Origin of the sequence: Dendronalium sp. ChiSLP03b, from assembly GCF_034531165.2 — a bacterium.
GTDB classification, from domain to species: Bacteria; Cyanobacteriota; Cyanobacteriia; order Cyanobacteriales; family Nostocaceae; genus Dendronalium; species Dendronalium minutum.
On the sequence record NZ_JAVRBR020000032.1, the window covers coordinates 13,568 to 38,222 of the forward strand.

22 protein-coding genes, 1 other RNA gene and 1 pseudogene are annotated in these 24,655 nt (G+C 42.9%); 9 read left to right on the forward strand and 15 right to left on the reverse strand.

What is annotated here, in order from left to right; genetic code table 11:
- Positions 1-65: 65 nt before the first annotated feature.
- Complete coding sequence (locus RMY31_RS07955) at positions 66-1,526, reverse strand: ATP-binding protein (RefSeq protein WP_322663324.1); 1,461 nt, start codon at positions 1,524-1,526, stop codon at positions 66-68.
- Positions 1,527-1,793: 267 nt separating this feature from the next.
- Complete coding sequence (locus RMY31_RS07960) at positions 1,794-2,408, reverse strand: cysteine hydrolase (protein ID WP_322663322.1); 615 nt, start codon at positions 2,406-2,408, stop codon at positions 1,794-1,796.
- Between the two features lie 616 nt (positions 2,409-3,024).
- Here RMY31_RS07960 and RMY31_RS07965 point away from each other — a divergent pair.
- Both RMY31_RS07965 and RMY31_RS07970 read left to right on the forward strand, forming a co-directional pair.
- Entirely contained in the window at positions 3,025-3,462 is a 438-nt protein-coding gene (locus RMY31_RS07965; RefSeq protein WP_322663320.1) for a helix-turn-helix domain-containing protein, read from the forward strand.
- 53 nt (positions 3,463-3,515) lie between these two features.
- Entirely contained in the window at positions 3,516-3,962 is a 447-nt protein-coding gene (locus RMY31_RS07970) for a transposase (protein ID WP_322663318.1), read from the forward strand.
- Positions 3,963-4,247: 285 nt separating this feature from the next.
- On the opposite strand, the gene ssrA is transcribed toward RMY31_RS07970, so the two are convergent.
- The 9 genes from ssrA to RMY31_RS08015 form a co-directional block, all read right to left on the reverse strand.
- Positions 4,248-4,636, reverse strand: a transfer-messenger RNA (tmRNA) gene (ssrA, locus tag RMY31_RS07975).
- A 286-nt stretch (positions 4,637-4,922) separates the two neighbouring features.
- On the reverse strand, positions 4,923-5,870 hold the full coding sequence (locus RMY31_RS07980; RefSeq protein ID WP_322663316.1) for a F0F1 ATP synthase subunit gamma: 948 nt from the start codon (positions 5,868-5,870) through the stop codon (positions 4,923-4,925).
- Positions 5,871-6,006: 136 nt separating this feature from the next.
- Positions 6,007-7,527 (reverse strand): F0F1 ATP synthase subunit alpha, encoded by a 1,521-nt coding sequence (gene atpA, locus RMY31_RS07985; RefSeq protein WP_322663314.1) that lies wholly within the window; start codon positions 7,525-7,527, stop codon positions 6,007-6,009.
- A 48-nt stretch (positions 7,528-7,575) separates the two neighbouring features.
- Positions 7,576-8,130: an ATP synthase F1 subunit delta gene (gene atpH, locus RMY31_RS07990; protein ID WP_322663313.1), complete on the reverse strand. Its 555-nt coding sequence runs from the start codon at positions 8,128-8,130 to the stop codon at positions 7,576-7,578.
- Positions 8,130-8,699, reverse strand: a complete 570-nt coding sequence (locus RMY31_RS07995) for a F0F1 ATP synthase subunit B (protein ID WP_322663309.1) — start codon at positions 8,697-8,699, stop codon at positions 8,130-8,132. Before RMY31_RS07995 ends, atpH begins: the two co-directional genes overlap by 1 nt.
- 135 nt (positions 8,700-8,834) lie before the next feature.
- A complete protein-coding gene (locus RMY31_RS08000; protein WP_322663307.1) occupies positions 8,835-9,266 on the reverse strand; it encodes a F0F1 ATP synthase subunit B' in 432 nt (143 codons plus the stop codon).
- 183 nt (positions 9,267-9,449) lie between these two features.
- The gene (gene atpE / locus RMY31_RS08005) at positions 9,450-9,695 is read right to left on the reverse strand and encodes an ATP synthase F0 subunit C (RefSeq protein WP_008233924.1); all 246 of its coding nucleotides are present in this window, start codon (positions 9,693-9,695) and stop codon (positions 9,450-9,452) included.
- Between the two features lie 146 nt (positions 9,696-9,841).
- On the reverse strand, positions 9,842-10,603 hold the full coding sequence (atpB, locus tag RMY31_RS08010; protein ID WP_409877629.1) for a F0F1 ATP synthase subunit A: 762 nt from the start codon (positions 10,601-10,603) through the stop codon (positions 9,842-9,844).
- A 61-nt stretch (positions 10,604-10,664) separates the two neighbouring features.
- Entirely contained in the window at positions 10,665-11,108 is a 444-nt protein-coding gene (locus RMY31_RS08015) for an ATP synthase subunit I (RefSeq protein WP_322663283.1), read from the reverse strand.
- A 330-nt stretch (positions 11,109-11,438) separates the two neighbouring features.
- Between RMY31_RS08015 and RMY31_RS08020 the strand changes: the two genes are divergently transcribed.
- Positions 11,439-11,609 carry a hypothetical protein gene (locus RMY31_RS08020; RefSeq protein WP_322663280.1) on the forward strand — a complete coding sequence of 57 codons (171 nt, stop codon included), beginning with the start codon at positions 11,439-11,441 and terminating at the stop codon, positions 11,607-11,609.
- 299 nt (positions 11,610-11,908) lie between these two features.
- Here RMY31_RS08020 and RMY31_RS08025 read toward each other — a convergent pair whose 3' ends face one another.
- Positions 11,909-12,484, reverse strand: coding sequence for a PEP-CTERM sorting domain-containing protein (locus tag RMY31_RS08025; protein WP_322663279.1), 576 nt, complete (start codon positions 12,482-12,484; stop codon positions 11,909-11,911).
- Between the two features lie 225 nt (positions 12,485-12,709).
- The gene (locus tag RMY31_RS08030; RefSeq protein WP_322663276.1) at positions 12,710-13,891 is read right to left on the reverse strand and encodes a class I SAM-dependent methyltransferase; all 1,182 of its coding nucleotides are present in this window, start codon (positions 13,889-13,891) and stop codon (positions 12,710-12,712) included.
- A gap of 107 nt (positions 13,892-13,998) precedes the next feature.
- Here RMY31_RS08030 and RMY31_RS08035 point away from each other — a divergent pair, with 107 nt between their 5' ends.
- A complete protein-coding gene (locus RMY31_RS08035) occupies positions 13,999-14,724 on the forward strand; it encodes a 2-phosphosulfolactate phosphatase (RefSeq protein WP_322663274.1) in 726 nt (241 codons plus the stop codon).
- Between the two features lie 155 nt (positions 14,725-14,879).
- Here the strand turns inward: RMY31_RS08035 and RMY31_RS08040 are convergent, their stop codons facing one another.
- Positions 14,880-15,410, reverse strand: a complete 531-nt coding sequence (locus tag RMY31_RS08040; protein WP_322663272.1) for a hypothetical protein — start codon at positions 15,408-15,410, stop codon at positions 14,880-14,882.
- Between the two features lie 413 nt (positions 15,411-15,823).
- Between RMY31_RS08040 and RMY31_RS08045 the strand changes: the two are divergent.
- The 4 genes and pseudogenes from RMY31_RS08045 to RMY31_RS08060 all read left to right on the forward strand — a co-directional run.
- Positions 15,824-19,102 (forward strand): annotated as a pseudogene (locus tag RMY31_RS08045) (phycobilisome rod-core linker polypeptide); the annotation flags it as partial.
- A 474-nt stretch (positions 19,103-19,576) separates the two neighbouring features.
- A complete protein-coding gene (gene apcA, locus RMY31_RS08050; protein WP_214437071.1) occupies positions 19,577-20,062 on the forward strand; it encodes an allophycocyanin subunit alpha in 486 nt (161 codons plus the stop codon).
- A 62-nt stretch (positions 20,063-20,124) separates the two neighbouring features.
- A complete protein-coding gene (gene apcB, locus RMY31_RS08055; protein ID WP_322663269.1) occupies positions 20,125-20,613 on the forward strand; it encodes an allophycocyanin subunit beta in 489 nt (162 codons plus the stop codon).
- A gap of 236 nt (positions 20,614-20,849) precedes the next feature.
- Positions 20,850-21,056: a phycobilisome linker polypeptide gene (locus RMY31_RS08060; protein WP_214437069.1), complete on the forward strand. Its 207-nt coding sequence runs from the start codon at positions 20,850-20,852 to the stop codon at positions 21,054-21,056.
- 73 nt (positions 21,057-21,129) lie between these two features.
- Here the strand turns inward: RMY31_RS08060 and RMY31_RS08065 are convergent, their stop codons facing one another.
- Positions 21,130-22,980: a TIR domain-containing protein gene (locus tag RMY31_RS08065; RefSeq protein WP_322663266.1), complete on the reverse strand. Its 1,851-nt coding sequence runs from the start codon at positions 22,978-22,980 to the stop codon at positions 21,130-21,132.
- Positions 22,981-23,199: 219 nt separating this feature from the next.
- Here RMY31_RS08065 and RMY31_RS08070 point away from each other — a divergent pair, with 219 nt between their 5' ends.
- The gene (locus RMY31_RS08070) at positions 23,200-24,183 is read left to right on the forward strand and encodes a folate-binding protein (protein WP_322663264.1); all 984 of its coding nucleotides are present in this window, start codon (positions 23,200-23,202) and stop codon (positions 24,181-24,183) included.
- The last annotated feature ends 472 nt before the right edge of the window (positions 24,184-24,655 follow it).

The window sequence follows — 24,655 nt, forward strand, 5'->3', positions numbered from 1 at the left end:
GCCGACCCGATTGCGATCGCTATCTATGTACACAATTTCTACTGACCCAGTGTCAAAATTAGGTTTTAGTATGAAAGCCCGAGCGGCAACTTAATCAAAAACTCCGTTCCCTTGTCTACCTCTGAAGAACACTCCAGTAACCCGCCATGCTTCTCCACAACTATTTGATAGCTAATGGCAAGGCCTAATCCTGTCCCTTTACCAACGGGTTTTGTGGTGAAAAATGGGTCAAAGATTCGTCTTCTAGTTACTTCAGTCATGCCAATACCATTGTCAATAATCCGAATCACAATATAGCGATCGCCTGCGACCTCAGTGTGAATCTCAATCATGGGTGTAAAAGAAAGTTCTCTATCTCTTTCTTGTACTCCTTGATAGTATTCCCCATCGATTGCTTCACTTTGACAACGAGATACAACCGCATCGATTGCATTGCTGAGTAAGTTCATAAATACCTGATTCAGTTGTCCGGCATAGCACTCCACCTGTGGCAATTCACCGTACTCTTTGATGATTTGAATAGGAATGTGATTGTTCGCTCCTTTGAGACGACTTTGTAAAATCATTAAAGTACTGTTAATTCCTTCGTGGATATCAACAGGTTTGATCTCCGCTTCATCTAGACGAGAAAAATTGCGAAGTGAAAGTACGATTTCGCTAATTCGATCTGCCCCCATTTGCATAGAAGACATGAGTCTGGGCAGGTCAGCTAGCAGATAATTCAATTCTATGTTCTTTATCTTTTCCTGGATCTCCTTCACTGGAGCGCAATATTGCTGCTGATAAAGACAAACTAAATCCAACAAGTCTTGGATATACTCATTCGCATGAATGATATTTCCATAAATAAAGTTGATCGGATTGTTAATTTCATGGGCAATACCAGCAACTAACTGTCCTAAACTCGACATTTTTTCTGCATGAATTAATTTAGATTGGGTTTGTCTGAGTTCTTGTAAAGTTGCTTCTAGTTGCTGTTTTTGCTCTTTTAACTGCTCTCTTGATTGCACAAGGGTTGCTTCTGTCTGCTTGCGTTCGCGGTTCTCAACTCGAAGTTGTTCAATCCGCATCTGTAATGCTGCGTTTGCCTCTTTGAGAGCGGCTTGTGCGCGTTTGCGATCGGTGATGTTCGTTAAAGATCCAGAGATTTCTCCTTGAGCTTCGGAACGAGCTGACAACTCTAGCCAGATAATCTCTGTGTTTTTATGATGAAACCGTAATTCCCAACAAGCAAGATCCTGTTGGGTGTGCATTTGCGTCAAAAAATTGAGCCAAAGCTCTCGATCTTCAGCATGGAGATAATCATCCATTGGCCGGTTCAAGCATTCCGATGCACTATAGCCCAAAGTTAGCGTCCAAGCTTTATTCAAAAGAGTCAGATTCCCTGTTTTATCGCACTTGAATACAATTTCACGCAGATTTTCTACTAATTCTCGGTAACGTCGTTCTGATTCTGATATTTGTTCGATTAAACGATACTGAATCTGTGTGTGCAGTTCATTATCAGCTAAAAACTCTGGTGTCATAAGGCGTTATAAATATACAATCATTTTTATGGGGATGATATGATAGGTCTAACTAAATAGCTGTCTCGCTATCATGCCAAATTTAAAACACCTTCTCTAAATGCCCCTGATTTTTAAAATCAACAGCGCTTAATGTAGGTTGAAATTATTATGTTTATATCTGAGAAATACTTTTTCATTACAAAAAATATAACAATCTAACGCAATCCTTATTTAGTTGGAGTCACGCTTCAAAAGATTATTGTCAGGAAAAATTATCTTTAGTGTTTATGCGGTAACTTTTAACTCTAAACGGCTAAGTAAGTCTGTGTGAGTCATGACATCTGCATAGAGTGGAAAAATACTGTTGCAGTAAAACTCTTGCTCAAATACGGTGCGAGCTGAAGTACAGTCAGACACAATGGTCACGTGATAGCCTTTTTCATGAGCAGATCGTCCAGTGGAATCAATACATATGGATGTCACAGCACCCGCTATAACGACATCTGCAATTCCATGTTGTTTGAGAATTTCATCAAGGTTTGTATTAATGAATGCATTAAATCCTCGTTTCCCAGGTACTTCCAGAATTCTGTCTTGGAAACAATGCAACGCTTCAATTGCCTCTGACCCCGGAGTTCCCATCTGAAAAGCATTTGATTCTTTAATGGTTTTAAGAATACCAATCGGCTCGATTAATTCTTCATAGTTAGGTGTAAAGAATATAGGGGTCGTTACAATCAGTGTAGGCGTATAAGTAAGACACTCAAGAAGATGAACAGTGTTTGATATAACGTTTGTAACTTTGGATGATTCCTCAACTACTCCATATAAAATTCCATTTGGTGAGAAGTAATCATTTTGATATCCAATTAAAATAAGTGCCGTTTTTTGGAATTCCATAAATATATTTATTGGGTTGATGTAGAACAGCGAAAATTGGTTTTTTGTGAACTCAGTGGAAAATAGTAATTTTAAGTATAAAAAATTACTATTTTTGGTTTATGGTCAAGAATGAACGCTGCTATTCTCCGTTAGTAAAATGCTACCAATCGTAACCAAAAACCCGAATCAGTAATTTCTTTGAAGTTCAGTGATGGTTATATCAATTTTCTACAAAGCTTATCTCAATACAGCAGTGGCGAGTGAGTACCATCTTGCAACTGAGACAATAAACCCCGAAGTGATTAAAACTCTGTAATAATTGGATAATTAATACTTTTTTCTTATAATACGATTGCATTTTCTTGGCATGGTGCTGATACAAACAATCCTTTTGTAGTCTTAGTTTTTATAGGGTGTATTACGCTGTTTGCTAGCATTTGAGCGATGAAAACCAACTATAAGAAACTTGTTTTTGTTGGGTTGAATACAGTGAAACCCAACCTACAATTATTTTTATTTTCCTAGATAGCAAAAGAAGGGTAATAGCAATTGGAAAAATGATTGCGACAGATGGTAAATAGGTCAACCAAAAAAAACGTAAGATAGATAGAGTTCAGAAATTAAGTGATTAATAATGCCTAGTGCGTTAAGAATAATACTAACTGCTGAAGAAGACCGTACACTAAAAGAACTTAGTTGTGCAGATAAAGTACCACGTCGAACCAAACTTAGAGCGATCGCTTTGCGCCTCAATGCCCACGGATGGAATGTACCTCAGATCGCAGAGTATCTAGATTGGGCACAACAGACGGTAAGGCAGACAATTAGGCGCTGGCAATTTAAAGGATTAGGGGGTTTGTGGGAAGCGCCAGGACGTGGAAAAAAACGAAGTTGGCAAGAAGAAGATTGGCAAGTAGTGGAAAAATACTTGGTACAAGATCGTCGTTATAGTGCTCGTCAGCTAAGTCAAAAGTTATTAGAACGACAAATTGAGATAGGAGCCGAACAAATCAGGCGACTACTCAAAAAAAGGGGTGGTGTTGGAAACGTATCCGCTACTGTCCGGTATTAAGCCTAAACAAAGTATATTTACAAGCCAAACGCCTAGATTGGGAATTACTCAAGTTGTGGACGCAATTAGATTTAGTGTGTTTAAAGTACTTGGATGAATCTGGTTGCTACTGCACTAGTCCCACTGATTACGCTTATGGGCGTAGAGGAGAGCAAAAACGTATTCGACAAAGTAGACGACGCGGTAGGCGGATCAACATCTTCGGTATTTGGGAACCAAAACTTCGTTTTGATTATGCTTTGATGCTGGGAACCCTCAAAACATCAACCTATATCCAACTTATGGATTGGCAAGCGCAAATTGCTGCACAGCGCTTACTTGAAACCGGACAAATCACCGTCATTATTCAAGATAATGCCTCAGTTCATAAAAGCCTTTTAGCTCGCCAGCAGCATCAGCGTTGGCAACAGCAAGGCTTGTACATCTTTTTTCTACCTCCCTATAGTCCCCAAATGAATCGCATTGAAGAGGCACTGCGTTGGGCGGCTTTGCCGACTTGAAGCAAGTGCCGTGATGAATGGTTACATCTCAAGCGTGACGAGCTTGCTGGTCAAGTTTTTGAAGATGAATATCAGTTAGCGATCGCTATTATGGATGGTATAAATCATAGAGCCAAGCAAGGTCAGTATCCAGTTGAGCGTTTTATGTTTAATTAAGTTGACTTACTTATTAGCCCTATGCTGTTAGGTTCAATAAAAAATGAGAGTAGAATTTCTGCTCTCATTCTTGGCTTTCTACTACTGCATCAAGGGACTGATTAATGCAGATTTGATTTTAAATTTACTTAGTGGATCCGAGCAGAGTCGAACTGCTGTCCAAATTGGGTATTGACCCTCCGCTCATTCACAGGTTTAGCCTATCTGACCCTCAAGGCGGGAATCGTTCATTATCCCGAACGTAGGATGCTCTGATTAAGTCTTAGCTAGCAAGCCAACCAGAGAACACTTGCTAGAGCATCCGTTGGGGTTTGTCCTTAGTCCTTAACGGAGTCAAACTAAAGACGCTCGAACCTATAAGAGGCGTTTAGGCAGCTACTAGAGCTTCCCGACGAGCAAATTTTACGATGTTATTCGCATTTACTTTTTTTTCGAGCCTTTGATTTTCGAGAGACGACTCACTCTCGACCTGAATCACAAAGCAGCGTTCGCCAACCTGTCGAAACCGTTACGGACCCATGTGCTTCATACTTCAATTATAATACTTTGTGTTTGAAATGTGTTATGAGACAAAAAATTTGAGATTTAGGATTTTATTCTGCCAGTGTTGCTGAGAAACACAGGGTGTCTTTGTAGGAGCTTGGCTGTAGACCATCAGCATAATTTGCACGACTTCGGTATACAATAACTTATAAGCAGTTAATTTCATCTAGTTGATAACTTCCAAATACTAAAAATAGCTAACTGCTAATGTCAAAACGACTAGCAATTAGCTATTTATTACAACTAACAATGAGTGATTCCTTAAGTTAGTGCTTCGGCACCGCCAACAACCTCAAGAAGTTCTTGAGTAATAGCGGCTTGTCGGGCTTTGTTATAAGACAGCGTTAGGGTGTTGATCAGTTCACCAGCGTTCTCGCTAGCATTGCTCATGGCTGTCATGCGCGCTGCTAGTTCACTAGCAGCTGATTCTTGCAAGGCCCGCAATAGTTGGTTACTCAGATACAAGGGCAACAGAGAATCGAGAATTTGTAGTGGATCTTGCTCGAAAAGCATGTCGCGGGGAAAAGCGCGGACTTGTTGAGTCACTTTCTCCCGTTCGACTTGAAATTGACCGCCACGGGTTGTCAAGCGGAAGATTTCGTCATCGCTTGCTTCTAGACCTTGAGTATCAAGGGGCAGCAAGGTTTGCACCACAGGACGAGAGCTAACCAAAGAGACGAATCTGGTATAAATTAATTCGATACGGTCTACTTTTTCCGAAAGGAATAAGGAAAGTAGTTGGTCGGCAATCTCATTAGCTTCTGCTGCGGTGGGAATTTGCTCCAAGCCGCTGTATGTGCCATCAATAGGCTGATTGCGGCGTTGAAAGTACTGTGCAGCTTTCCGTCCAACAACCACAAATGTATAATCTACACCTTCTGCCTTCAGTTCCTTGGCGCGATTTTCAGCGCGACGAATCACGTTACTATTGTAACCGCCGCACAAACCGCGATCGCCTGAAATTACCAACAGCCCGACGGACTTAACTTGCCGTTTTCTCAGCAGTGGTAGGTTTGCTTCTTCAAACCGCAGACGAGTTTGCAGACCGTACAACACTTGTGCCAAACGGTCTGCAAAGGGGCGAGTTGCTAGTACTTGTTCTTGGGCCCGACGCACTCTAGCAGCGGCCACTAGGCGCATCGCTTCTGTGATTTTTTTGGTATTTTTGACCGACTGAATGCGATCGCGTATTGCTTTGAGATTAGGCATAATATTTTACAAGTATTCAGAATTTAGAACTCAGAAGTCAGGAGCAATATCACTTCTGCCCTCAGGGTTCGTCAGTCGCTCATGGGGGAAACTCCCAAGACCGCGCTGACTCACCTCCTGGCTCCTGATTCCTTTGCTACGCTGTGGCCTTGAAAGTCTTCTTGTACTCAGTTAACGCTTCTTTCAAAGCAGCTTCTTCTGAGTCACCCAGTGCTTTAGAACCTTGCACTGCTTGGGCATACTGGGGTTTGCCTGACTTTAAGTATTCCCGCAGACCTCTGGTGAAGGAGGTTACTTTGTCCACAGCAATGTCATCTAAATAGCCGTTGATACCAGCGTAGAGAATTGCCACTTGCTCGTATACCGACAGTGGATCGTTTTGAGGTTGCTTGAGTAATTCCCGCAAGCGTTGACCCCGTGCCAACTGGTCTTGAGTGGCTTTATCCAAGTCGGAAGCAAATTGCGCGAAGGCTTGTAGGTCGTCAAATTGCGCTAGTTCCAATTTAATTTTACCAGCAACTTTTTTCATTGCCTTGGTTTGAGCCGCAGAACCCACGCGGGATACTGAGATACCGGGGTTCACAGCAGGACGGATACCAGCGTTAAACAAGTCAGAAGACAAGAATATCTGACCGTCGGTAATGGAAATCACGTTGGTGGGGATATATGCTGATACGTCACCTGCTTGGGTTTCGATAATTGGCAGGGCGGTCATGCTACCTTTACCCAATTCGTCGCTCAGTTTGGCTGCTCTTTCTAACAAGCGAGAGTGGATATAAAATACATCTCCTGGGTAAGCTTCCCGTCCGGGAGGACGACGCAGCAGCAAAGACATTTGGCGATAAGCTTGGGCTTGCTTGGAGAGGTCATCGTAAATTACCAAGGTAGCTTTGCCTTTGTACATGAAGTACTCAGCAATAGTTGCCCCTGTGTAAGGAGCCAAGAATTGCAGGGTTGCGGGGTCACTGGCGTTAGCGGCGACGACAATGGTGTAGTCCATTGCGCCCTTTTCTTGCAATGTTTGCACTACGTTAGCAACGGTGGAAGCCTTTTGACCAATGGCAACGTAGACACAGATTACATCTTCTGATTTTTGGTTGATAATTGTGTCAATTGCGATCGCGGTTTTTCCGGTTTGACGGTCACCAATAATCAACTCCCGCTGACCACGACCGATGGGAATCATTGAGTCAATAGCTGTAATTCCCGTTTGCATGGGTTCGTGTACAGACCGACGGGCAATAATACCAGGTGCTGGAGATTCAATCAAACGGCTTTCTGTGGTTTTGATATCGCCCTTACCATCGATAGGACGACCCAAGGCATCCACAACTCGCCCAATTAAGGCTTCTCCCACGCCCACCTGAGCAATTCTGCCAGTTGCGGTTACGGAACTACCTTCTTGAATCTCATGCCCTTCACCCATCAATACTGCGCCGACGTTATCTTCTTCTAAGTTCTGGGCGATGCCTACTGTACCGTCTTCAAATTCTAATAACTCCCCAGCCATGGCCTTTTCCAGACCATAGATCCGGGCAATACCGTCACCAACTTGCAGGACTGTACCAACATTAGCAACTTTGACTTCTTGGTCGTATTGCTCGATTTGTTGCTGAATAATGTTGCTGATTTCGTCAGGTCTAATTGATATGCTCATGTGTCTGTTGTTTTGCTTTCGAGACGGAAGAACTTAATATTTAATTTTCTAGCTGCTTAAACGCAAAGACAAGCGGCGCAACTGACCCCGTAAACTGGCATCAATGATCTGCGACCCAACTTTAATAATTACACCACCAATTAACTCGCGGTCTACCTTAGTTTCTATTTCTACCTGACGAGCATTGGTGATGGCAATTACTTTCTCTTTAATTGCCTGCTGCTGTTCTTCTGAAAGGGGAACAGCAGAAGTAACTTCCGCTAACACGGTTTGATTCAACTGCCGCAATAACGCTAAATACTGCTCTAATATTGGTTCTAAGAACAAAATGCGTCGTCTGTCTACCAATAACAGTAAAAAATTGCGTAAGTAGGGGTTAGCGCCTTCACCACCAAGTATTCGGCTGATAACTGCTTTTTTGTTCTCAGGCTGAATAAAGGGGTTGCCGATAAAGTTTCGTAGTTGCTCTGAATCTTTCAACAAATTCAGTAAAGAACGAGCATCCTCGCCAAACTCTTCTGTCAGATTTTTGGATTGTGCTACCGACAATAAAGCCTGTGCATAAGGTTGGGCAACTTCGGCTGTTTCTACATTACTTTTCATCAGCGTCCTCCCACCTGCGCGATGCTACGGTCAATTATTGATTGTTGAACGTCATCAGCAATACCAGATCGCAACTCTGATTCAACTTTTTGCAATGCTAGAGCGGCTACTCGCTGCCGCAGTTCGGCTAGCGCTCGCTCTCTTTCGGTGTTTAAATCTGCTGCTGCTGTTTGTTTCAAACGTTCTACATCTTGTGCTGCCCGTGTTAACGTGGCTTCTTTCGCCTTTTGGGCGTTTTCTTCGGCTGCTTTGCGGATGCGTTGTGCTTCAGCCTGAGCTTGAGTCAACTGCTCTTGCGCTTGGGAAAGGGCAATCTGTGCCTCTTTCAAGCGCCCTTCTGCTTCCTGAATTGCCGTGGCAATATTAGATTGTCGCTCGTTCAGGATATTGCTTAAAACTTTACGTCCAAAGTAGAATAGTATGCCAATCAGAATCGCCAGGTTAATGAGGTTAGTTTCAAAAATGTCTATGTTTAGACCGAAACCACCTTCTGCTGCGCCTTCTGCCAATTCAGAGTGAACAGCGTTCGCTTCTGCGGCAAGTAATAATAATGTGCCCATGATACCCATCTACAAGTGCGCTGCTCGCTTGCTAATACATGTATTTTTCCACAGGGGAATCAAGTGCCTTTTGACACTTAATTAAGCGCTCTGGGACTAGTGCCCAGTTGCGCCTATAATTTCAACAGAACCAGTCTGGTCAATTTATCTAACTAGAGTTGGTCCCAATAGTTTTTCTAGAATTTGCCTGCTCAGAGCATCAACTCTTTGCTCTAATTCACTTAAAGCTTGCTGTTTTTGTTGCTCTATCTCCACAGCAGCCTGTTCTCTTTGAGCTTGAGCTTCTTTTTGCGCCTCAGCGATTTTCTGGGCGGTAATTTTCTTAGCTTCAGCCTGAGCTGCTTCTATAGTAGCTTGCGATTGTCTGCGAGCTTCTGCTAGTTGCTGCTCATATTCTTGGGTTAAGCGCTCAGCTTTTGCCAAGCGTTCCTGTGCATCAAGGGTATTCGTTCGGATGTAATTATCGCGATCGTCCAGTACCTTGGTCAGTGGCTTATAGAAAATTACATTCAACAAAGCTGCCAATAGCAGGAACTGCAATGCCATGAAGGGCAAGGTAGCATCGAAATCAAACATTTCTCTCCTCTTTGGCTGGAGTAGCAGTTTTCATGGCTAGCAACATCATCCAACCTTTCGTATTTTAGAGACCCATAGCCAACAAGGGTCAACTTAACATCAGAACGACTAGAATACCCAAAAAATGTTCGATTGTAGAGGCGTGATGGTTCACGTCTCCACATTAACAAAAACTTTCAGGTCTTAAGAGAAGGGGTTAGCAAACAGCAACACCAGGGCAATCACTAGACCGTAAATGGTCAGGGATTCCATGAAAGCCAAGGTTAATAGCAAAGTACCCCGAATTTTTCCTTCAGCTTCGGGTTGACGAGCAATACCTTCTACTGCTTGACCTGCAGCATTTCCTTGACCAATACCAGGGCCAATTGCAGCTAAACCAATTGCTAGAGCAGCAGCTAGAACTGAAGCAGCAGAAACTAATGGATCCATGTTGATTTTCCTTGCTTTGATTACAGAACTTACAAAAGTACGTTAACTAGTAAATACGTGTTTTTCACGCTGCACCGAGTTCTTTGAATCGCGCTTGGCGATGTTTTGAGCGTAGACGCTCGGAACTGTGCTATCAACTGAGTAGCCTAGTGCTCCTCATGCTCTTCTCCACCGTGTCCCTCCATTGCCTCATGAATGTATGCTCCGGCTAGGGTAGCAAACACTAGGGCCTGAATGGCACTGGTGAACAAACCCAAGGCCATTACAGGCAGAGGTACAAATAAAGGAACCAGCAGAACTAGCACCGCTACTACCAATTCATCCGCCAAAATATTGCCAAATAAACGGAAGCTTAGGGAGAGGGGCTTAGTAAAATCTTCTAGAATTGCGATCGGCAATAGCACAGGTGTTGGCTCTATATATTTCTTAAAGTAGCCCAAACCCCGCTTGCTAAAACCCGCGTAAAAATACGCTAAAGATGTCAGCAGTGCCAATGCTACGGTCGTATTGATGTCATTAGTGGGAGCCGCCAATTCGCCTGACGGCAGCCTGATTAGCTTCCAGGGAATTAGAGCGCCCGACCAGTTCGATACGAAGATAAACAAGAACAATGTGCCGATAAATGGCACCCAGGGGCGGTACTCTTTCTCACCAAGTTGGTTTTTTGCCAGATCTCGAATAAATTCTAGGGCATATTCCATCAAATTCTGGATGCCGCTGGGAATTCTTTGGGCGTTGCGAGTAGCAGCTATGGAAGCTATTACTAGAATGCTAATTACAAACCATGAGGTGAGAAAAACTTGCCCATGAATTTTTAGATTTCCCAACTGCCAGTAGAAATGATGACCTACTTCTAATTCGGCGAGGGGAAAAGAATTAAAGGCGTTTAAGACACTAAGCATTTGCATTCTTCAAGCATTTTCCCCAACGAGCGAGGATGGGAGTATTATCTTTGTGAGCCTGATTTTGTTAAGAATCAGGAGTGAACGCAGTTTGCACCATGTAGACGAGGAGCGTGGCTTTGTAGGTTAGAAATCCCAAAAATATGGGCACAATCTGTAGCTCACGCCATTGAGTTGCCAATACAATCAACCCAATAAATAGAGCAAAACGAGTTTTGCTCAGACGCTTTTTCTCATCACCGAGTCGCTCAACGTCTTTAGCCAGCATTCTTAAGTAAACCACACCTGTACACGCCCCAATCAAATAATTCAGAGCAATGTTTAAGGAATAAAAAATCCACACAGAGATAAAAATAATCCCCGTCAAGACAAGTGTGATTACCAATAACTTCTGGTAGAGTTGATAGAACTCTCCCATAGAGTTACCTGATTCTGTGTCTCCAGAACCAGATTTGGCATCTTGTCGTGTTGTTGTCGGAGTGGGTGCAATTGGTTCTTCTGACAAGCTCACGGGACTTGAAACCAGTACAGCTAACTATAATGATGACTGCACATTCAGTCAGCTGAATCATATCACGATCCGGTAACAATACTTTAGAAAAAAACAATTAACTTCTTGTCATTGTTAGATAATTGCAAAAATCACGCTCTCAGAAGCGAGACAGTGCTTGAGACGGTGAAGCGGAGAAAAATCTAGAATTAATGCCTTCAAAATTCAAAATTTCTGCAAATTCTCGCCTTTTTTTAAGTGCATAACAGTCCTCCAGGGTCGTTGTATCATCAGGGTTTTGGTGTTGCAATTAAGTCGGTGTTAAGAAAATTAGCTGCTGCTTGAGGAGAAATGGCATTGTTGCTGAATTTTGCTAAACTCCAACTTGCGTTGATGTGTCATACCCAATTTCCTGAGCAATTGCTGGGTACTCTCCTAATCTACATTAGATTTATCAAAAGCTGCTATAGGCGATCGCCCATTACTACAGAAGGTAAGCTAATGTGCCTTGAAGTTGCATAATCCTTAGCATCACAAAGACGCAGGGACGAGGAGGCTGAGAGACACGGGGATGCAATTTAAATGATTATTAGCTTAGCGCTCTTTAATCACTCTCACCGGAGTAAAAACATATAATCCTTGCTAAGCAAGAGTTTCAGGTGAAATACATGATTTTTCCCAGAATCTTAGAAAATAAAGCTTCAAACCCAAGTGCTGTATGAAGTTTAAATGTTGCCTGAGATTTTTCTTTCCCCAGAGTGACGGAAGAGCGTTAGATGAGAGAACTGGGGAGATAAAACTTCTGCCTCCTACTTTCTGCACTAGGAAGCTGTTTGCCTACGCTTCAACCACCAGCCAAACCCAAGAGCAACGACTGAACCACCTATTGTCAAGGGTTCGGGGACGGGTGCGTTGAAATTAGAAATTGTTACATTTCCTCTACCAAGTCTGTTGTCTACTGTTGTCACCCTAAAGCTGAATACATCCCCCGCTACAACTGTTGTACTGTAAGTTCCCTGACCTGTTGTTTCTAAAGGGCTAGAGAAAATATCGGTGCTGATGTCATTTTTGACGAAGCTAAAAGGATCGTAGGCAGCACCATCTCCTGTCTCTTCAGTTAAGTAATTCCACTTAAATTTGACTACTCCATCAGCGACTGCCGTTATTTTGTAATCGGTCGTCCCTGGGCTATTACTATTAGTGTCTCCCCCGTAAAGTTGTATCTGTGCAGGGACACCACTAGTATTTACATACCCATCAGCGTCTATGTTTATCAATGTCCATCTACTAGGGTCATACGCACCAACAAAGGCTGCTTTTGCTGGTTTAGCATTAACAGCGGCGAAATGGAAGGCAACACCAGCAGCGATCGCGCCCAGCTGTTTAGCTAATTTCATTAGAAGATTCTCCTAATTTAGAATGGGATAATTTTAGTACAAGTTCGTAAAACGAGTGTCGAAGAATATCTAGTCTTTGTATTTTTATTTACAGAACAAAAAAATATTATTAACTAAATTTTTATTCTATCCTTGTTATCTATTAAGTTAGTATAAATTTATTTTGTGCAAGTATCTGTAACTGTAATTATAGATAAGCGCTATAAAGCGCTTGGTGCAGTTTGATTAACCTGGTGTTAACAAAATTAGTCGTTGCTTGAAGAGGGTTCTGACTACTTTCAGCTCTATTTGTACACTTGCCAATATCTCTGCCACTGTTGACTTAGCATCACATGCTTGCAGAAACTCAAACTCCTCTTGAGACAAATTAACAATCTGGTAATCTTGATTGAATATTCCTCGACTTGGCCATCCATCCATACAGGGATTGCGTTCGGGAATAGCTGCCAATAAAGCTTTATCCTCTGACCAGTCGGTTTTGATCGCGGGAGGACGACCGAGGAAAAACTCATAATGAGTCACTTCTGGATCTAGTAATTCTATCAAGCGATAACGTTGGCGATCGCTCAATCCTTGTGAACGTTCAATTAACTCTGGTGCTTTGTCCAAAAGTCTTTCTAATTGCCAGAAACTAGGATTCGAGAAGCCAATAAACTCCAAGCCGGAAGCATCAATTAATTCAAATAACGTCTCAATGTTGTAGTCAATCTCCTGAGGATGAACATACATATCGGCAAAATGTTCATCCATGTGGTTTTCCATTGACCAACGTTGCTTTTCATATTTGACAATTCGGTTATTTTCTGGTAGAGAGGCAAATATTTGTCGCCCGACTTGCACGCCATCGCGGTAGTCGCCGCGTTTGTCACCTTGGAGGAGTGCGATCGCTTTTTGCATGAGTTGAATTTCCCAGCGTCCTAACTCTCCATAGACAAAAATGTGAAAAAAGCCTCCAGGAGCTAGCTTCTTAGCCAAAGCTTGAATCCCGCGAATTGGATCGTGGGTATGGTGCAAAACCCCAACACAGTTAATTAAATCAAACTCACCAGGCAATTGTTCCACATCGAACAAGCTGAGGTTATGAAATTCGACGCGGTTGGCTCCAGAACGCTGACACCGCTCTTTTGCCATTGCCAAAGCACCAGGACTGAGGTCAATTCCTACGACATTGGCTTGGGGATTGAGGTGAACCAAGTATTCTGTACCCACCCCCGTACCACAACCAGCATCTAAAATCCGTATGTCTTGTCTTTGGGGTTTTTGACCAGTGCAGAAGCTATAAGCAGATAGCCAATTCCAGCGCCAGTTGTAGCCTGGAGGTGGTTCATCCAGCAGTGGGTCAGGCGGAAAGGGGTATGTGTTGTAGAGTTTGGCAACAGCAGCGCTAACAGTTTGGGAGTCTGACATGATGAGTAAAATCGCGGCAATTCTGAGTTTATCGAATGCTGGACACTTAAAATTAATTGATAATTCGTAATTTGTAATTCAGAAAGACAGTCAACACTTAACAATCAATGATTTATAACCAGTCAGAGTTTGATTTGCGCTGTGAATGGGGTTCACAAGGAGTTGCTCAACTCGCTTCTATCAGTGATGTGGTTGTGATAGTTGATGTTCTCTCCTTTTCAACTTGTGTGGAAATTGCCACCAGCAATGGCGCGATAATTTTTCCGTATACGATGAGGGATGAATCAGTCATAGATTATGCCAAGTCAGTACAAGCAGAGTTAGCCAGTCATCGACAACGTTGGACTCCAACTGGATATTCTCTTTCGCCAAAATCGCTAACTCAGATTCCTGGTGGAACGAGACTAATTTTGCCCTCACCGAATGGTTCTTTTCTCACCTTACAAACTAAGAGTACACCTACCTTGGCTGGCTGTTTGCGAAATTGCCAAGCGGTAGCGCAGTTTGCCCAGAAGTATGGCAATAAAATTGCAGTGATTCCTGCCGGTGAGAGGTGGAAAGACGATGGTAGCCTCAGACCTGCATTTGAAGATTTAATTGGTGCTGGGGCAATTCTCAGTTACTTGCATGGCAGTCTATCTCCAGAAGCTGAAGTAGCTGTGGTAACATTTGAAACTTTTCAAAAAGATTTACAGGGTTACTTAAAAAAATGTAGTTCTGGCAAGGAGTTAATTGCAGCAGGGTTTGAGTCAGACGTTGAACTTGCAGCCATCTATAACGTTAGTAATTGCATTCCTTTGTTTACAGAAAATGCTTATGTGAAACAGCCATAATTATCAATTAAAAATATAAAAAATCAGTTTTAGCTAAAATTATGACAATTAAAAATGCTGGAAATCATCCAGAAGTCAGAATTCAGAATATACCTAAGCATACAAAAGTCATTCTGACTGTTGACTCCTGAATTATTTTTGGTCAAACTCCTTGGTCAAAGGTCACATTCATGAGTTTGGCAATACTTTGCATTATTTATTAATCCTTGTAAATCTCTCACAGAAATTATCTGAAATGCTGACCCACCTTGCACTTGGGCAGTTATGTAGGCAAAATTTTTCCCACGATAAAACTGGTCACGACCAACTTTTGTGACATACCTTGATTGCTGGAAATCATTGGCAATGTTGGAATTGTAGATATTTTTTAGCAGTTTCACTGCCTGGGAATTTTTGGTAGTGAATTTGAGGCTAGAGTTACCACTAACGGTTATTCCTTCCTTAGTCACTGTCCCATTCTCAGAAGTGACATCAGCGTAAAAGTACAAATTTCCCTTTGTACCGCCATAACCATGTGCTTCGCTGCTATATGTAAGGGTTGGTAGTTGGGATTTGGTCTTTGCCCATTTGATAACGGTGTTGATGTTTTGTCCTGGGAGTGCATTAGCAGGAGCAACAGCCAAAACAATAGCTAGGGCTGATACAACAGCACTGATAGTCTTGTTAATTTTATAACTTTTATACATGGTAAATTTCCGGTGTATGAATTCTGATAACTACACCTTAACTCACCAGAATTTCTGAGTCATCTCAAAAATTTAACTTGGATAGATGTTATCGCAGTCAAATAGAATTAAGTATTAAGAGCGAAGCAAAGTATTCCTGTGAGTTTTGTATTTTTTCGTTACAAAACTTAAATTTTATCTCAGAGAAGTAAGAGTGTCCATGTTCGGATTTGACGAGCGAGGCTACAGATTCTACATACTTCTTAATAAATCACCAGGGAAAACGCAAAACGTTCTAATCTAAAAGCTGACTGGGTTAATTTACTGGCGTTTTGAAGGCGGTACTCTTAAGGCAGAACCACACCGATGTGTCAAGCCTCAGAGCAACCCAGACTTAACACATAAATGATTATGATGGGAGTTTTACAAATCCGATGAGTGTTAAGGCAAGTGGTGGAAGCTCAGTTGCGCGTCCGCAACTATATCAAACCCTAGCTGTGGCGACAATTACCCAAGCGGAGCAGCAAGACCGCTTTTTGGGAACTGGCGAACTGAATGAACTGGCAAGCTATTTTGCATCTGGTGCAAAGCGTCTAGAAATTGCCCAGATACTCACGGAAAATTCCGAGATTATTGTATCTCGGGCTGCCAATCGGATTTTCGTCGGTGGTTCGCCAATGGCTTTTTTAGAAAAGCCCAGAGAACCAGAACTGGCAATGGCTACTGCTCGCAGCAGTGGTGATGATACTCAAGAGGGGATGAAACTGGGAACCGTAACCTACGTTGAAAGTCGTGGTGGGTTCTTTGAAGGTTTACGCTCAATCTTTAACTCATCTCCTAGCGGCCCGGTACCTCCAGGCTTTAGACCAATTAACGTTGCTCGTTATGGGCCAAGCAACATGGCTAAGAGCTTGCGGGATTTATCCTGGTTCTTGCGCTATGCTACCTATGCGATCGTGGCTGGCGACCCCAACATCATCGCTGTGAATACACGGGGGTTACGGGAAATAATTGAAAATGCTTGTTCTGGCGAAGCAACACTGGTAGCTTTGCAAGAAATCAAAGCAGGTTCACTTTCCTTTTTCCGTCAGGATGCTGAGGCTACAGAAATTGTGGCTCAGTACATGAATGTTTTGCTGACAGAATTTCAAGCAGCGACACCTTCTAATAAACTACGCCAACGTCCTTCTAGCGACCAACAAGGATTGCAATTGCCGCAGATTTACTTTAATGCGGCAGAACGTCGTCCTAAGTTTGTCATGAAGCCTGGATTATCAGCTAGTGAAAAAAATGAGGTAATCAAAGCAGCCTATCGGCAAGTCTTTGAGCGCGACATTACTCGTGCTTATAGCTTGTCGATATCTGACCTAGAATCCAAGGTGAAAAATGGCGACATCTCAATGAAAGAGTTTGTTCGCCGTTTGGCAAAATCTCCACTTTACCAAAAACAGTTTTACCAGCCTTTTATTAACAGCCGAGTTATCGAATTGGCTTTCCGTCACATTTTGGGACGGGGCCCAAGTAGCCGTGAAGAAGTACAAAAATACTTCTCAATTATTTCCAACGGTGGTCTGGCAGCTTTAGTAGATGCTTTGGTAGATTCTGAAGAATACGGCGACTATTTTGGCGAAGAGACAGTACCTTATTTGCGGGGTCTAGGTCAAGAGGCACAAGAATGTCGCAACTGGGGACCGCAGCAAGACCTGTTTAACTACAGTGCGCCTTTCCGCAAAGTTCCTCAATTCATTACTACCTTCGCTGCTTACGAACAGCCGCTACCAGACCAGCATCCCTATGGTTCTGGTAACGATCCCTTAGAAATTCAGTTTGGAGCGATTTTCCCGAAAGAAACTCGCAATCCCAATAGCCGTCCGGCTTTCTTTGGCAAGGATACTAAGCGCATCTTGATTCATCAAGGGCCTGGTATCAATAACCAAAATAGCAATCCCCAAGCGCGGGGTGTAGCACCTGGTACTTTGGGTGCCAAAGTATTCAAGTTGGATCAAATTCCTAGCACAGTAGGCAAAAAAATTGGCAAAGGTTCCAGCATCAAATTCTCCGAAACTTCTACTCAAGCTGTGATTAAAGCCGCTTACCTGCAAGTTTTCGGTCGTGAGGTCTATGAGGGCCAACGCCAAACAGTGCAAGAAACCAAGCTGGAAAACGGTCAACTTTCTGTAAAAGAGTTTATCCGCGCTTTAGCTAAGTCAGATGTTTTCCGCAAGACTTACTGGACATCTTTGTATGTCATGAAGGCGATCGAGTACATCCATCGGCGGTTGTTAGGTCGTCCTACCTACGGTCGTCAGGAAACAAATAAGTACTTTGATATCGCTGCCAAGCAGGGTTTCTATGCACTGATTGACGAGATTATCAACAGCGTAGAATACAATGAGGCATTTGGTGAAGATACAGTTCCATACGAACGGTATCTGACTCCTGCTGGTGTGTCCCAGAGGTCGCTACGGGTTGGTAGTATTCGGGAGGATATCACTCCTACAGTCCAGAAACAAGAAGCACTACGATTTGTGGAACTGGGTACAGTTACCCAAGCACGATCGCAACCGGATGTTCAGGCTCGGATCAATCAAGGTGTCTCGAAACAGCGCGAACAAACGAAAGTCTTCAAGTTGGTGGCTGGTATCAAAGACAAAGTCGCGGTACAAACTGCGATCAGTGCTGCCTATCGCCAGATTTTCGAGCGTGATATTGCACCCTACATCGCTTCTTCTGGAGAATTCAAAGCTTTGGAAAGTAAGCTGGGGAATGGGGAAATTACTGTCAAAGAGTTCATTGAAGGTTTAGGTTATTCCAATCTTTACCGCAAAGAGTTCTACACGCCTTACCCCAATACCAAGGTGATTGAACTGGGAACAAAACACTTCCTAGGAAGGGCACCTCTAGACCAAGCAGAAATCCGCAAATATAACCAAATTCTGGCAACTCAAGGTATTCGCGCCTTTATCAATGCGATAGTCAGTAGTCAGGAGTATTCCCAGGTGTTTGGTGAAGATACGGTTCCTTACCGTCGCTTCCCAACCTTACCAGCAGCAAACTTCCCGAATACTGAGAAGTTGTACAACCAACTAACCAAGCAAAATGATGATGTAGTTGTGCCTAGCTTTGGGACAGCCAAATCGCGCTTGACCACTGCAGATGTGGTAGCAAAAGAAAGCAGCGAACCATTGACTGTGGGATTAGGTCGTTCCAGTAACTACGATGTTGCACAGTCTGTAGATACAAGCCGCCGGCAACCCGCACGTATTTACCGTTTAAGTGTTGGTGCTAACGAGGCAGAAATGCAACAAGCTATCAACGCCACTTACTGTCAGGTGTTGGATTTATTTGATGGTCAGGTTCCTGATAATTTCCGCTGTACTAACTTGGACAGCAAATTGCGGAACAGGGAAATTTCCGTGCGCGAGTTTGTCCGCGAACTAGCTAGTTCGGAAATATATCGCCAACGCTTCTGTACGCCCTATCCCAACACCAAGATGGTTGAGTTCTTATTCCGTCACCTGTTGGGACGCGCACCAGCAACTCAGGACGAAATTCGCTCCTATAACGAGCTGTTGTCTATCCGTGGGTTGCGAGGTGCTGTAGAAGCAATTGTCGATAGCCCAGAGTATATCCGTTACTTTAGCGAAGATGTAGTGCCTTACCAGCGCTTTCCATCTTTACCAACAGGTAATTACCTTGGCAGCATCCAGGCTGGCTGCTGATTAGGGACTAGGGACTGGGGACTAGGGAAATTCTTCCCTAATATCCAATCACGCCAGTTCGCTCAACGGGGATAACCTTCCGTTCGCGCAGCGTCAACTATAGGAGAAGTTCGCTTGGAGGAAAACCCACAAGAGCGACTTCTCTATGCACGCAACTGGCTCCTCAGTACCCAATACCCTATCTTCAGATTGCATATTTTGTTGTAAATCTGAAAAGGAATATTACAAAGTGTTAAGAGCAGTCATAAATGCTCAACAGAATGCCGGAAAATATACTGCGGAAGGGAGCTAAGTTTAAGAACTTGTGTACTTGTGTTGAATGAAGCCAACTGGTAACGAACTAGCGATCGCAGTCATTTATCTTTTGTCTTAACAAAACAAGAACACAGAACTACTCTCAACCACATAACAGTCGCACCTGTTTAATCAAATTCTGGTTTCATTCGTATTTGGAGGAATCCATTAATGAGTATCGTCACGAAGTCCATCGTGAATGCTGATGCAGAAGCCCGCTACCTCAGCCCCGGCGAACTGGATCGGATTAAGAGCTTTGTTACAAGTGGTGAGCGTCGCGTCCGCATTGCTCAAGTTTTGACCGACAACCGCGAGCGGATTGTTAAGCAAGCTGGCGACCAAGTGTTCCAAAAGCGTCCTGATGTAGTGTCTCCTGGTGGTAACGCTTACGGTCAAGAAATGACAGCTACTTGTCTGCGTGACCTAGACTATTACCTCCGCCTCGTTACCTACGGTATCGTTTCTGGTGATGTTACCCCCATCGAAGAAATTGGCGTTGTGGGCGCTCGTGAAATGTACAAATCCCTCGGCACTCCTATTGATGGCATTACCGAAGGTATCCGTGGGCTGAAGAATGTAGCAAGTGGCCTACTGTCTGGTGAAGAAGCTGCTGAAGCTGGTAGCTACTTTGACTACCTAATTGGTGCTCTAAGCTAAAACTGTTTCCTCAGTACGAAACAAAAGTATTGCAATACGATTGGAAATAAGGAATTAACAACATGGCTCAAGACGCTATTACCGCTGTAATTAATTCTGCGGACGTTCAAGGTAAGTACCTCGATTCAACTGCTTTGTCCAAGTTGAAAGCTTACTTCTCTAGTGGTGAACTGCGCGTGCGCGCTGCTACCACAATCAGCGCTAACGCAGCTGCGATTGTTAAAGAAGCTGTAGCTAAGTCTTTGCTGTACTCTGATATCACCCGTCCCGGTGGTAACATGTACACCACCCGTCGCTATGCTGCTTGCATCCGCGATTTGGACTACTACCTCCGCTATGCAACCTATGCCATGCTAGCTGGCGATCCTTCCATCCTGGATGAGCGCGTACTGAATGGCTTGAAAGAAACCTACAATTCCTTGGGTGTTCCTGTTGGTGCTACTGTACAAGCTATCCAATCAATCAAAGAAGTAACTGCTAGCTTGGTAGGCCCAGATGCTGGTAAGGAAATGGGCACTTACTTAGACTATATCTCCTCTGGCTTGAGCTAAGAGTTAGGTTGCACTTAATAATTTAGGTGCGATATTAAGGTCTGGAAATCAGTCGTGAGTGCTAGAAAGTTTTGTCGCTTATCTTATTGAATAATCTCAATGATGAGTGTTAGCGTTCTAGTATTGATGCTTGATTTCCAGCCTTGGAATGAATGATTTAAAGATTTGAGTAAAATACATACTCCCATTTTTTTGAAATAAAAAAGTTTTCACAATTACCACAGGAGATTTAAAACATGGCGCGGTTTTTTAAAATTACTGCTTGTGTTCCCAGCCAAACCCGGATTCGTACCCAGCGCGAACTGCAAAATACCTACTTCACCAAGCTTGTTCCCTATGAAAACTGGTTCCGCGAACAACAACGCATTCAAAAAGCAGGTGGCAAAATCGTTAAGGTAGAACTAGCTACTGGTAAGCAAGGTGCTAATACTGGGTTGCTGTAATTGTTATATATAGACCAAACATTATTTTAGGGAGTTGCAAAGAGGTCTGTGTTGACCTCTTTTTTATTACTCTTTACACGATTACCTGAGTTGCAGAGAGAATTGGATATTTCTGAAGAATGGATTTTATACTGAGTTCTGTCAAATGTAGACTTAATTCAAACATATAACCGCTTTCCGTAAAGCAGTAAAGGGCTGTAGATGAGGCTCTATTAGCAGCTTGCCATAGTCCTATAGTACGACCAACAGGTGTTAGTTCTAGGCAAACCTTTTCATCATTTGCAACCAACTTGAGACAATTAGATTCGCTTACCTTGACAGTTGTTATTCCAGATTCTAGTTCGATTTGTTTACCTTCTGGAGTAAGCTTGTTACTGCGAATTGTTTCCCAACCGAAATGACTTATCATCACGGCAACTTTACATCCTTGGTTATATAGCTCTTCTGCCTTTTTACGCTCGTTTTGAACACTTCGCTCAAGTTCAGATCGCATATGGTATGGATATCCAGCATCAGCAGCGTCGAAAGTTCCTGTATGTTCTTGTAACAGTTTAAGACCAGCAGCGGGAAGAGGATTCCACAAATGAAGATGTGCAATATTAACCTTAGCCACAGATATTCCAGCTTCAGCTGCTTTAGCATACGCAAGATATGCAAGTGAATACAGTTTTAGCCTAGAATATGCACGCCCAAGATTATTGGCGGCAGTTCCTTGAGCATCGACCTTATCTGCACGTTCAGCAAAATAAGTAAGTAAAGAAGACCATTCATTATCGAGAGCCAACTCTGTAAGAGCATTGAGCATAATTGAAGAGTCAGGTTTATCGCTTAGACCAGTTAATAAAATAACTAGTTTTTCAAGAAAGTGAGGCTTTTGGTCAAGATTTTGCCACGTTTCTACAGCTTCAGATCTAAGGTCTCTATCTTCACTAACCATTGCTTGTTGTAAGGTGTCAAGTGCTATATCTTGCTCACCGATTTTGAATCTATCCTCAGCTAAATAAAGAGTTGCTCGGTTAGAAAAGAAAGTAGCATTATTAGCTTTAGCTAGACGTAGGCATTCTTCATAATAGGAGATGGAAGCGGCAACACGAGATTCAAATAAGCCAAGCCAAAACTGGCAATGATAAGTATTACGTAATTCAGGAGCTAGCGACTCTAGCTCCTTTAGAGGATTACGTCCTTCCCGATCACTATTTAGCAACCTAGCAATTCTAATCGTTGCTTTCTCTTCGTTGGTAGATGCAGTTTCTTCAAGCTGATTAAACAGCGTGTTAGCTTCCTCTACTTCTCCACGTTGCAAAAGCTCAATTGCTTGAGATAGAGATGAAGACTCTTCTATGTTTTCTTCAAGAATCTCTATTTTTTGATAAGCTTCAATTCGTTTGGAAAAAGCTCGATATCGTTGACTGAAACGTCTCTTGATTTTACCACCGACCGCTTCAGCAACTGCACTTAAAAGATGCTCAACTTCATCTCGATTAGATGCCCGCACTGTTTGATAATCAGCCATAGTAGTAGCTAAATCGTCTGGGCTTGTACCAACTAGTAAGGGGACATACAACTGATTGCGTCCCCAAGCAGCTCCAGCTTCAAAGAAAAGCCACTGACGTTCCTTAGATTGCTGAGTAATGATAGCAATAAATGCTCGTGAAGACTGGGCAGCTGCTTGTATCTGGGGCTTGTAACCTATGTTAGATGGGCGCAGACCACCAGCTCCAGCAACGAAAATACGGGGTCGGGGTTCTATTGCTCCCTCAATCAGTTCCCTAAGCGCAACTGCAAGTCCTTGATCGGGATTTTCGCGATACGAAATAAATACTTCATATTCACTTGGGACTTTTTCAGTTCTAGAACTGCCATTAGTTGACTGATTTATATCAACTACTAAAGATTGGAGGGATAGATCAACACTATCTGACATAAATGATTAATTCAAGAATTACCCTAAATGGACAGCGTAGTAATAATAAGTTTCTCTAGCACTAAGTATAGCTTTCTACTTTTTATAAACAATTTAATTTACTCCAGACTTCTCAATTCTGATTCTTACCTAAACTCGATACTGTATATAGCGATCGCAGCTATCATTCTTTGCTAAGATTGCCAATGCGGAAACATTGAAACAAGGCAGTTCACTGCTATGGCTACATCTGCAATCAACGATAAAGACGCAATAGCTATCCAAGCCGCCACAACAGGGGTTGCTGTATGCGATCGCTCTCTTTGGGGACGCATCCGTGTTTCTGATGATGAACGTCTGCGCTTTTTACATAATCAAAGTACTAACGATTTTCAAAGTCTCAAGCCAGGGCAGGGCTGTGATACTGTAATGGTGACATCCACCGCCCGCACGATTGACTTGGTAAGTGCCTACGTTGTTGATGATGCGGTGCTGTTGCTGGTTTCGCCTAGTCGGCGTGAGTTTTTGATGCAATGGCTGGATCGCTATATTTTCTTTGCTGATAAAGTGCAGTTGACTGATGTAACTGATGAAACTGCTACCTTTAGCTTAGTCGGGCCAGGCAGTGACGCAGTGGTAGAAAAGCTGGGTGTAGGAGCAATTATCGGTCAACCCTATGGTAATCATCTTTTAATTGACAATATTCTCGTGGCAGTGGGTAGTGGCTTGGCTGCTGTGGGATATACACTGATTTTGCCAGCTGCTGATAAGCAAAAGGTGTGGAATCAAATTTTAGAATTGGGTGCGGTAGAACTGAGCGATCGCGCTTGGGATGCATTACGAATACTACAAGGAAGACCAGCTCCAGATTTAGAACTAACGGATGATTACAATCCTCTGGAAGCAGGTTTATGGCAGACAATTTCTTTTAACAAAGGTTGTTACATCGGGCAAGAAACCATCGCCAGATTAAATACATATAAAGGTGTAAAGCAATACCTTTGGGGGATTCGTCTCAATGCCCCTGCTGAAACTGGAAGTGCGATCGCGATCGGGGATGAAAAAGTCGGTAAACTTACCAGCTACACAGAAACTGCTGATGGTCACTTTGGACTAGGTTACATCCGCAGTAAAGCTGGTGGTGTAGGCTTAAAAGTCAAAGTTGGAGAAACTGAGGGTGAAATAGTTGCAGTTCCGTTTGTTTCTCATGAGTATCCGCAGTAATCGGGATTGTGGAGTGCGTTGACACTTACTGCTTCGCAAAACCCTTAGAGTAGCGGCTTGTTGTCAGACATCTTGACTTAATAACCCCAGTTTCATAAGCAGCTCATTTTTTAATTACATCAACTCCCTGTTGAACAGGACAGCAATAAAAATGTTTTTAGTGTTGATTAATTGAGCCAACTAAAAAATAACTATTGTGACAAATTACAAAAAGATTGCCAAAATTATCTTTCAGTCAAATTATAACGAAAGATTTTTAATTATCTAACTTGAGTCAGATCCCTATCTTCTTGCGATTCATCACAATAAAAACGCAAGTATTTTGAAGTAAATTTCAAGGGGCGACAATCGCCTCTAAATCAAGCCAGATAAAGGTTTGGGAGGCACAGACCCCTTGAAAAAATTAGGTGCTTATTGAGAATGAACTGTATGCTTATTAAGCAGCTATCTGTAGGGTACAGTTTAATGGTAA